Origin of the sequence: Streptomyces luteogriseus (genome assembly GCF_014205055.1) — a bacterium.
Taxonomy (GTDB): Bacteria; Actinomycetota; Actinomycetes; order Streptomycetales; family Streptomycetaceae; genus Streptomyces; species Streptomyces luteogriseus.
This window is the reverse complement of record NZ_JACHMS010000001.1, coordinates 2834952-2846891: the sequence shown is the minus strand read 5'-3', so window position 1 is coordinate 2846891 and position 11940 is coordinate 2834952. Positions and strand designations below refer to the sequence as shown.

The following is an 11940-nucleotide window of genomic DNA, read 5'->3' as shown; positions in this document are numbered from 1 at the left end:
ATGGCCAACGAGCAGCAGCTGCGTGACTACCTCAAGCGGGTCAGCGCCGACCTGCATCGCACGCGCCGGCGCCTGGCCGACGTGGAGGCGCAGAGCAGCGAACCGGTCGCGATCGTCGGCATGGCCTGCCGCTACCCCGGCGGGGTGAGCTCGCCCGACGACCTGTGGCGCCTCGTGATCGAGGAGACCGACGCGATCGGGCCCTTCCCCACGGACCGCGGCTGGGACCTGGACGGTTTCCACCACCCCGACCCCGATCACCCCGGCACCTGCTACGCCAGCGCCGGCGGGTTCATCGACGACATCGCCTCGTTCGACGCGGCCTTCTTCGGCATCTCCCCGCGTGAGGCGCAGTCCATGGACCCCCAGCAGCGACTGCTGCTGGAGACCTCCTGGGAAGCGCTGGAACAGGCCGGCCTCGACATCCACGCGCTGCGCGGCAGCCGTACCGGCGTCTTCGCCGGACTGAACCAGCAGGACTACGGCACCCTGCTCGCCGCCTCCGCGGACGGGCTGGACAGCTACGGCGGCACCGGCACCTCCAACAGCGTCCTGTCCGGCCGCGTCTCCTACGTCCTGGGCCTGGAGGGCCCCGCCGTCACCGTCGACACCGCCTGCTCCTCCTCGCTGGTGACCCTGCACCTCGCCGTGCAGGCGCTGCGCAACGGCGAGTGCGATCTCGCCCTGGCGGGCGGCGCGACGACGCTCTCCACCTCCGCCGTCCACCTGGCCCTGTCCAGCCAGCGCGCCCTGGCGCCCGACGGCCGCTCCAAGGCGTTCTCCGCGGCGGCCGACGGCGCCGGGTGGAGCGAGGGCGTGGGCGTCCTCGCCGTCGAGCGGCTCTCCGACGCCCGCCGGCTCGGCCACCGGGTCCTCGCCGTCCTGCGGGGCAGTGCCGTCAACCAGGACGGCGCGTCCAACGGGCTGACCGCGCCCAACGGCCCCTCGCAGCAGCGGGTCATCCGCCAGGCGCTCGCCAACGCGGGCCTCACACCCGCCGACGTGGACGTCGTCGAGGCGCACGGCACCGGGACCAGCCTGGGCGACCCGATCGAGGCGGACGCGCTGCTGTCCACGTACGGCCAGGCCAGGCCCGCCGACCGGCCGCTGCGGCTGGGCTCGCTGAAGTCCAACATCGGCCACAGCGGAGCGGCGGCCGGCGTGGGCGGTGTGATCAAGATGGTGCAGGCGCTGCGGCACGGCGTCATGCCCAGGACACTGCACGCCGAGGAACCCACCCCCAACGTCGACTGGTCCTCGGGCGCCGTGGAACTCCTCGGCCAGGCCCGCGAGTGGCCCCCCTCCGGCAGGCCCAGGCGGGCCGCCGTCTCCTCCTTCGGCATCAGCGGCACCAACGCGCACGTCATCCTCGAAGAGGCTCCCGAGGAGACCCGCCCGGAGCCCGGCGACGAGGCGCCTGCGGTGCTGGAGGCCCCCGCCCCACCGCTGCTGCCCTGGGTGCTCTCCGCGCGCAGTGAATCCGCGCTGCGCGGCCAGGCCCGCGCCCTGCACACCCACCTGCTGGCCCACCCCGAACCCGCCGACGCCGACGTGGCGCTCTCCCTCGCCACCACCCGTACCGGGCTGGAGCACCGGGCCGCCGTCCTCGCCGGCGACCGGGACGGCTTCCTCGACGCCCTGGACGCGCTCGCCGACGACCGCCCCGCCCAGGGAGTGCTGCGCGCCACCCCCGTCGAGGGCAAGGTCGTGTTCGTCTTCCCCGGCCAGGGCGCGCAATGGGCCGGCATGGCCCGGGAACTCCTCGACACCTCACCGGTGTTCGCCGCCAAGGCCGCCGAATGCGCCGCCGCCATCGAGGAGTTCGTGGACTTCAGCGTCCTCGACGTGCTGCGCGACGAGCCCGGCGCCGAGTCCATGGACCGCATCGAGGTCGTCCAGCCCGTGCTGTTCACCGTCATGGTGTCGCTGGCCGAGCTGTGGCAGTCCTACGGCGTCCGGCCCGACGCCGTGGTCGGCAGCTCCCAGGGCGAGATCGCCGCCGCCCACGTCGCGGGCGGCCTGACCCTCCAGGACGCGGCCCGCGTGATCTGCCTGCGCAGCCAACTGCTGGCCGACACCCTGGTCGGCAAGGGCGCCGTCGCCTCGGTGGCGCTGCCCGCCGACGAGGTCCGCGAGCGGCTGCTGCGCTTCGACGGCCGGCTGTCCGTCGCCGGCGTCAACGGGCCCCGCATCGTCGCGGTGGCCGGAGACGACGCCGCGCTCGCCGAGTTCGTCGCCGAATGCGCCCGCGACGACATCCGCGCCCGGATCGTGGCCGCCACCGTGCCGACGCACTGCGCCCTCGTCGACCCGCTGCACGAGCGGCTGCTGGAACTCCTGGCCCCGGTCCGGCCGCGCACCGGAACCGTGCCGCTGTACTCGACGGTGACCGGCGGTCTGCTGGACACCGCCGCCATGGACGCCGGCTACTGGTACGACAACACGCGGGCGCCCGTGCTCTTCGAACCCGTCGTGCGCACCCTGCTCGCCGACGGACACAGCGCGTTCGTCGAGTCCAGCGCGCACCCCGTGCTCGCCATGGCCGTCGAGCAGACGGTCGACGCCACCGCCGTGCCCGGCGTCGTCGTGGAGTCCCTGCGGCGCGGCGAGGGCGGCCTCGGCCGGATGCTGACCTCCCTCGCCAAGGCCCACCTGGGCGGCATCGAGGTCGACTGGCACAAGGCGCTCACCGGCACCGGCGCCCGCACCGTGGAACTGCCCACCTACGCCTTCCAGCGCACCCGGTACTGGGCCGAGGCCGACGCCCGCACCGGTGACGTCGGTTCCGTCGGCCTGTCGTCGGTCGACCACCCGCTGCTCGGCGCCCTGGTGCGGATGGCCGACGGCGACGGAGCCGTCCTCACCGGGCGGCTGTCCCTGCACACGCAGACCTGGCTGGCCGCACACGGCGTGAACGACCGGGTGATCTTCCCCGGCACCGGCTTCGTGGAACTGGCCGTGCTCGCCGGCGACCAGGTCGGCTGCGGCCGGATCGACGAACTGACCCTGCACACCCCGCTCGTCCTGCCCCGCACCGGCGCGACGGTCGTACAGGCGCACGTCGAGGCGGCCGACGAGACGGGGGCACGTACGGTCGGCGTGTACTCCCGCCCGGAGGACGCCGCAGCCGACACGGCCTGGGTCCGGCACGCCTCGGGCATCCTCACCGCCGGATCCGGCGAGACGAGCGAACCCCCCGCCGAGGTCCTCGCCGGGGCCTGGCCGCCCGAAGGCGCCGAGCCGGTGGACATCTCCGGGATGTACGAGCGCATGGCCGAGGCCGGCTACCAGTACGGCCCCGAGTTCCGCGGCCTGCGCCAGGTGTGGCACCTCGACGGCGAGGTGTACGCCGAGGTGGCACTGCCCGACGACCAGACGTCCGCCGCCGAGCGCTTCGGCCTGCACCCGGCGCTCTTCGACTCCGCCCTGCACGCCATGTTCACCTGGGACGGCGACGACGGCGGCGGCGTCGGCATGCCGTTCTCCTGGACCGGGGTACGGCTGCACGCCACCGGCTGCGCGCGGCTGCGCGTACGGCTGGCGCGGCGCGGCGAGAACGAGGTCGAGGTGACGCTGGCGGACGAGGCCGGGGAGCCCGTCGTGTCCGTCGACTCCCTCGTCGTGCGCCGGATGACCGAGGCCGCGCTGAGCACCGCACGCGCCGACGCGCTGTACCGGCTCGACTGGAAGACCGTACGGACCGACGAGGAGGAGCCCGCACCGCGCTGCGTCGTGCTGGGCGACGACCCGCTGGGCATCGGCGCCGCCCTGCCCGGTGCCGCGGCCGTGACCGGGATCGAGGAACTCGTCGCGCGCGTCGCCGCGGACGGCACCGCCGTCACCGCACTGCTGCCCGTCAGCGGCGGTCAGCAGGCGGACGGCGCGGGCGAGACGGTCGTCGACACCCTCGCCCTGCTGCAGACGTGGATCGCCGACAGCCGCCTCGACGACAGCCGGCTCGTCGTCGTCACCCACCGCGCCGTGGTGAGCACCGCCGGCGAGGACGTGACCGACCTCGCCGCCGCCGGCGTGTGGGGACTGCTGCGCTCGGCGCAGAACGAACACCCCGGCCGCTTCGGCCTCGTCGACCTCGACGGGTCCGTCGAGTCCGCCGCGGCCCTGGGCGCGGCCCTCACCTCGGGCGAGGAGCAGATCGCCCTGCGGGCCGGCGTGCCGCGCACCCCGAGGCTGGCCCGCTGGGACACGGCCACGGCGATCGTGCCGCCCGTCGGGGAGAGCGCCTGGCGGCTGGAGAACACCAGGCCCGGCACCATCGAGGGCCTGACCGCGATGCCCTGCCCGGAACTCCTCGAACCGCTTCAGCCGCGCGAGGTGCGCATCGCCGTCCGCGCCGCCGGCATCAACTTCAAGGACGTGGTCGTCGCCCTCGACCTGGTGCCCGGACTGACCGGACTGGGCGGCGAGATCGCCGGCGTCGTCACCGCCGTCGGCCCCGACGTCACCCACCACCAGGTCGGCGACCGGGTGTTCGGCCTGTCCACCGAGGTCTTCGGCCCGGTGACCCTCGCCGACGAACGCACCGTCCACCGCATACCCGACGGCTGGACCTTCGAGGAAGCCGCCTCCGTCTGCGTCGCCTACCTGACCGCCTACTACGGACTCGTCGACCTCGGCGGTCTGCGCACCGGCCAGGCCGTGCTGATCCACGCCGCGGCCGGCGGCGTCGGCAGCGCCGCCGTCCAGCTCGCCCGCCACCTCGGCGCCGAGATCTACGCCACCGCCAGCCCCGGCAAGTGGGACACGCTGCACGGCTGGGGACTGGACGCCGCGCACATCGCCAACTCGCGGACCCTCGACTTCGAACAGTGGTTCCTGCAGTCCACCGACGGGCGCGGCATGGACGTCGTCCTGGACTGCCTGGCCGGGGAGTTCGTCGACGCGGGCCTGAGGCTGCTGCCCCGCGGCGGCCACTTCCTGGAGATGGGCAAGACCGACAAACGCGATCCCGAACAGGTCGCCGCCGCCCACCCGGGCGTCGTCTACCAGGCCTACGACCTGCCCGAAGCCGGGCTCGACCGCATCCACGAGATGCTGGCCACGCTCGCCCCGCTGTTCGCCGACGGCACCCTGCGCCCGCCGAACATCACCACCTGGGACATCCGCGAGGCCCGCGCCGCCTTCCGGGCCCTGAGCCAGGCCGCACTCGTCGGCAAGGCCGTGCTCACCGTCCCCGGCGACCCGTTCCCCACGCACGGCACCGTCCTGATCACCGGCGGCACCGGTACCCTCGGCACGCTGCTCGCCCGCCACCTGGTCACCCGGCACGGCGTCACCAGCCTGCTGCTGACCAGCCGGCGCGGCACGGACGCCCCGGGCGCGGCGGAACTCGCGGAGGAGCTGACCCGGGCGGGCGCCCGGGTGACCGTCGCGGCCTGCGACATCGCCGACCGCGACGAACTGGCCGCCCTCCTCGCGGACATCCCGGCAGACCAGCCGCTCACGGCAGTCCTGCACACCGCCGGCGCACTGGACGACGGACTCCTCGAGTCCCTCACCGCCGAACGGACCAGGGCCGTGCTGCGCCCCAAGGTGACCGGCGCACTCAACCTGCACGAGCTCACCCGCGACCTCGACCTGAGCGCCTTCGTGCTGTTCTCCTCCATGGCCGGCACCATGGGCGCCCCCGGTCAGGGCAACTACGCGGCCGCCAACGTGATGCTGGACGCCCTCGCCGCCCACCGGCGCGCCAACGGACTGCCCGGCCTCTCCCTGGCCTGGGGCTTCTGGGCGCAGCGCAGCGAGATGTCCGGTCACCTCGACGACCGCGACATGCAGCGGATGAGCCGCGGCGGTGTCGTGCCGATGAGCAGCGAGGAAGGGCTCGCCGTCTTCGACCTGGCATGCCGCGGCGATCACGCCCAGCTCGTGCCCGCCAAGCTCAACCCGGCCGCGCTCGCCGGCACCTCCGGCCGCGTCCCGCCCGTCATGCGGGCTCTGGTGCCCTCCCCGGCCCGGCGGTCCGGGCGCCGGGCGGCACAGGCCGAGGGCGGCTCGCTGCTCGAACGGCTGACACCCCTCACCGGCACCGAACGCATGCGGATCCTGCTCCAGTTGGTCCGCTCGCACGCCGCCACCGTGCTCGGGCACTCCGACCCCGACGGGGTCGGCTCGACCACGCCCTTCCGCGAACTGGGCTTCGACTCGCTGACCGCCGTGGAGTTCCGCAACCGGCTCACCGGCGCCGTCGGCTTCCGCCTGCCCGTCACCGTCGTCTTCGACCACCCGACCCCCGGCGCGCTGGCCGACTTCCTCGCCGCCGAACTCCTCGGCGACCTCGACGAACCCACGGCCGCCCCGGCCGCGCCCACCACGACCGCCGCCGGCCCCCGCGCCGACGACGAACCCCTCGTCATCGTCGGCATGGCCTGCCGCTACCCGGGCGGCATCAGCTCCCCGGAACAGCTGTGGGACTTCGTCATGGACGAACGCGACGCCATCTCCGGCTTCCCCGCCGACCGCGGCTGGCACGACGCGCCGCCCACCGACGGCTCCGTGCCGCAGCAGGGCGGATTCATCGAACGGGTCGCGGAGTTCGACGCCGCCTTCTTCGGGATCTCCCCCCGCGAGGCCCTGACCATGGACCCGCAGCAGCGGCTGTTGCTGGAGACGTCCTGGGAGGCCCTCGAACGCGCCGGCATCGCCCCCGCCACCCTGCGCGGCAGCCGCACCGGCGTCTTCGTCGGCGCCGCCGCCTCCGGATACACCAGCCTGTTCCGGCGCGGCTCGCAGGCCCTCGCGGGATACGGCGTGACCGGCGCCTCCACCAGCGTGGTGTCCGGCCGCGTGGCCTACGTCCTCGGCCTGGAGGGGCCCGCCCTCACGGTGGACACCGCCTGTTCGTCCTCGCTGGTCGCCCTGCACACCGCGGCCCGTGCGCTGCGCGACGGCGACTGCGACCTCGCCCTCGCCGGCGGTGTCGCCGTGATGACCAGTCCGTTCCTCTTCGACGACTTCGCCCGCCAGGGCGGCCTGTCGCCCGACGGCCGCTGCAAGGCCTTCGCCGCCGGTGCGGACGGCACCGGCTGGGCCGAGGGCACCGGCATGGTCCTGCTCGAACGGCTTTCCGACGCCCGTCGCAACGGGCACCAGGTGCTCGCCGTGCTGCGCGGCAGCGCCGTCAACCAGGACGGCGCGTCCAACGGTCTCACCGCGCCCAACGGCCCCTCCCAGCAGCGGGTCATCCGGCAGGCCCTCGAACGGTCCGGGCTCACCGCCCAGGACGTCGACGCCGTCGAGGCGCACGGCACCGGAACCACCCTCGGCGACCCGATCGAGGCCCAGGCCATCCTCGCCACCTACGGACGCGACCGGGACGCCGAGCGGCCCCTGCTGCTCGGCTCGCTGAAGTCCAACATCGGGCACAGCCAGGCCGCGGCCGGCATCGGCGGCGTCATCAAGACGGTGCAGGCCCTGCGGCACGGCATCCTGCCCCGCACCCTCCACGTCGACGAGCCGACCCCGCACGTCGACTGGTCCGCGGGCGCCGTCGACCTGCTCACCGAGACCCGCTCCTGGCCCAGCACGGGCCGCCCCCGCCGGGCCGGGGTGTCCTCCTTCGGCGTCAGCGGCACCAACGCCCACGTCATCCTCGAACAGGCCACCGAGCCCGACCCCGCGCCCGCCGGCCCGGCCCCCCTGCCCGTCACCCCGTGGCTGCTGTCCGGGCACGACGACCAGGCCCTGCGCGCCCAGGCCCAGGCACTGCTGACCCGGCTGCGAGAGCACCAGGAGGGTTCCGTCACCGACGTCGGCCATGCGCTGGCGACCCGGCGTGCCGCCCTGGAGCACCGGGCCGCACTGCCGGCCGTCGACCGGGACGAAGCGCTGGCCCGGCTCGCCGAGTTCGCGGCCGGCCGCACCCCCGAGGGGCTGCTGCGCGGCACCGCCGGTGAGGGCGGCCTCGCCCTGCTGTTCGCCGGCCAGGGCTCCCAGCGGCCGGGCATGGGACGCGAACTGTACGCGGCCTTCCCCGCGTTCGCCCGTGCCTTCGACGACGCCTGCTCCCACCTCGACCCGCTGCTCGGACGACCGCTGCGCGACACGGTGTTCACCGCAGGCGCCGCCGAACTCGACCGGACCGCGATCACCCAGCCCGCCTTGTTCGCCCTGGAAGTGGCCCTGTTCCGGCTGCTCGAAGCCTGGGGTGTGACACCCGGCTACGTCCTCGGCCACTCCGTCGGCGAGATCGCCGCCGCCCATGTGGCGGGCGCTCTGGACCTTGCCGACGCCGCCCGGCTCGTGGTCGCCCGGGGCCGCCTCATGCAGGCCCTGCCGCCCGGCGGAGCGATGCTCGCCGTACAGGCGGGGGAGGCGGAGGCCACGGCGGCGCTCACCGAGCTGCTCGGCGAGAACGCCGGCACCGTCGACCTCGCCGCCGTCAACGGCCCCCGTTCCGTGGTGTTCTCCGGCGCCGAGGAATCCGTGGACACACTCGCCGCGTACTTCACGGAGGAGGGCCGGCGGACCCGCCGGCTGGAGGTGAGCCACGCCTTCCACTCGCCGCTCATGGAACCGATGCTCGACGAGTTCGCCGAGCTGGTGGCCGGGCTCACCTTCGCCGCGCCCCGCATCCCGGTCGTCTCCAACCTCACCGGAGCCGTCCTGGGCGCCGACGAGATCGCCGACCCCCGGTACTGGGTGCGGCACGCCCGGCACACCGTCCGCTTCGCCGACGGCGTCGCCGCCCTCGCCGGCGAAGGCGTCACCGGTTTCCTGGAAGTCGGGCCCGACGCCACGCTCACCACGATGGCGGAGGACTGCTTCGACACGGCCCCGGCCGGCGTGTGCACCTCACTGCTGCGCCGCGACGGATCCGAACCGGCCACCCTGCTGACCGCGTTGGCCCGCGCCCATGTACACGGCGTCGGCGTCGACTGGGCCGCCATCTTCGACGGCACCGGCGCCCGCTGGGTGGATCTGCCGACCTACGCCTTCCAGCGGGCGGCCTACTGGCCCGCCGAGTCCACCGCCGACCGCGGCGACCTGTCCTCGGCCGGCCTCGACGACACCGGGCACCCCCTGCTCGGCGCCATGGTCCGCGCGGCCTCCGGCGGCGACGTCCTGTTCACCGGCGAACTCTCCCTCGCCGCCCAGCCCTGGCTGGCCGACCACCGCATCCTGGACGCCGTCCTGTTCCCGGGCACGGGCTTCCTCGAGCTCGCCCTCTGGGCGGGCGACCGACTGGACGCCGGAGCGCTGGAGGAACTCGTCGTCCACAGCCCCCTGATCCTGCCCGAGCACGGCGGGGTCACCGTGCAGGTCGCCGTCGGCGAGGCCGACGACGAGGACCGCAGGACCGTCGGCATCTACTCCCGCGCCGCCGGCACCACCGAATGGACCCGGCACGCGGAAGGAGTGCTCGCCACAGGCCCCGCACCACAGCCGGCCGGTCCGCCCACGCTCTGGCCGCCCCAGGGCGCCGAACCCGTCGCCCTCGACGAGTTCTACGCCGGCCTGGCCGCGACCGGCACCGCCTACGGGCCGGTGTTCCAGGGCCTGACCGCGGCCTGGCGACTGGACGGCGAGGTCTACGCGGAGGTCACGCTGCCGGCGCAGGCGTCCGACGACGCCCGGGCCTTCGGTGTGCACCCCGCCCTGCTGGACGCCGCCCTGCACACCCTCGCCTTCCTGCCCTCCGCCGACCGCGGCAGCGGCCCGTTCCTGCCGTTCGCCTGGCGCGACGTCGCCATGCCCGCCCCCGGCGCCACCACCTGCCGGATCCGCCTCGCCGCCGGAGCCGGTGCCGACGAGGTCGTCGCCACCCTCTGGGACGGCGACGGCCAGCCGCTCGTGTCGGTGGGCGGACTGAGTCTGCGCACCGTCTCCCGTGCCCAACTGGGCACGGCCGCAGCCGCCTCGTCGCTGTTCCGCATGGACTGGACGCCCGCTCCGCAGCCCCAGGCCGCCGGCACCCCGACGGTCCGCTGGGCCGTGGTGGGCCCCGACGCCCCACAGACATCCGACGTCGATCACTACCCGGACCTCGCCGCGCTGCGCCGGCACCTCGCCGACGGCGGCCCGGCACCCGACCAGGTCCTCCTGCCCTGTGTCCCGTCCACCGCGGGCATCGACGCGGCCGCGGCCCGCGCCGCCGTGCACACGGCCCTCGGCACCCTGCGCACCTGGGTGGAGGACGAACACTTCGTCAAGAGCCGCCTCGTCCTGTGCACCCGGGGCGCCGTCGAGGCGCAATCCGGAGAAGGCGTACGGGACCTGGCGCACAGCGCGGTGTGGGGCCTGGCCCGCAGCGCCCAGCTCGAACACCCCGACCGGCTGATCCTGGTCGACCTCGACGACGACACCACGCTCGACGACCTCACGCGATCGCAGATCCTGGCCCGGACAGAGGCCACCGAGGCCGCCCAGTTCGCGATCCGCGGCGACCTGACCCTCGTACCGGCACTCAGCCGCCACACCGCGCAGGGCCCGGCACCGGACGGCACCTGGCCGACCGACGGCACCACCCTCATCACCGGCGCCGGCGGAATGATCGGCGGCCTGATCGCCCGGCACCTCGTCCGCGCCCACGGCGTACGCCACCTGTTGCTGCTCGGCCGCCGCGGCGAAGAGACGCCGGGCATGGCCGAACTCCACCGGGAACTGGCCGAGTCGGGTGCCGACGTCCGTGTCGCCGCCTGCGACGCGGCCGACCGCGACGCGCTGGCCGCCGTACTCGACCGGATCCCGCCCACAGCACCGCTGACCGCCGTCGTACACGCCGCGGGCGTCGTCGACGACGGGCTGCTCGGCTCGCTCACCACCGAACAGGTCGACCGGGTGCTGCGGCCGAAGACCGACGCCGTTGTGAACCTGCACGATCTCACCGCGCCCCTCGGCCTGCGTGCCTTCGTCGTCTGCTCCTCGCTCGCCGGAGCCCTCGGCGGCGGCGGCCAGTCCGCCTACGCCGCCGCCAACGCCTACCTCGACGCCCTGTGCCTGCGACGGCGGGCCGACGGCCTGCCCGCCCTCTCCCTCGCCTGGGGCCCCTGGGAGAGCAGCGCCGGCATGACCGCCCAGCTCGCCGCCGCCGACCTGCGGCGCATCGCACGCGCGGGCATGCTGCCGCTCAGCCCCGACGACGGGCTGGCCCTCTTCGACGCGGCCCACGCCACCGGCGAACCGGTGCTGCTGCCCTTCCGCTTCGAACCCGGCGGCCTGTCCACCGCCGACCGGGCAGCCCTGCCCGCCCCGCTGCGCGCCCTGGTGCCCCAGCCCCGACGCCGCGCCGACGAGGCCACCACCGGCCTCTCCGGGCTCCGCGAACGGCTGCGGCCCCTGTCCCAGGACGACCGGACCGGCGCCCTGGAGAACCTCGTCCGCACCGAGGTCGCCTCGGTCCTCGCCCTGCCGTCGGCGGACGCGGTACCGGTCACCAAGGCGTTCAAGAGCCTCGGCTTCGACTCCCTGATGGCCGTCGACCTCCGTAACCGCCTCAGCACCCTCACCGGAGTACGGCTCCCCGCGACCCTGGTCTTCGACCACCCCAACACACGGGCCCTGGCCGCCCGGCTGCAGGACGGCATGGAGCTGGACCCGGTCACCGCCACCGACCCGGCCCTGCTCGCCCTGCGCGAACTGGAGACCGCGGTCCGTTCCATGGGCCCCGGGGCCACCGAGGACCGCGGGGTGATGGCGACCCGGCTGCGGGTGCTGCTCGCGGCGCTGGAGGAGACCGCGGACGACACCCGCGACGAGGACACGGACGGCGAGGTCGACCTCGACTCGGTGAGCGCCGCCGAGCTCGTGTCGCTGCTCGACGACGAGTTCGGCCTGTCCTGAACACGGGCCCCTACCTGCGCCACCGGCCCGGAACTTAGGGGTGTTCGCGGTCCATAACTGGGGCCGGGTTCCACGTCCCGGCCTCTTAGCCTGCAAACAGGCCTGTCCTAGCGCATTGACGAAACACGTGAGTGGGAGTTG

The 11940-nt window shown here is 74.6% G+C and carries 1 protein-coding gene; it reads left to right on the top strand.

The features are described 5' to 3' along the window. Nucleotides 1-11799: a type I polyketide synthase gene (locus BJ965_RS12155; protein ID WP_184908672.1), complete on the top strand. Its 11799-nt coding sequence runs from the start codon at nucleotides 1-3 to the stop codon at nucleotides 11797-11799. The last annotated feature ends 141 nt before the right edge of the window (nucleotides 11800-11940 follow it).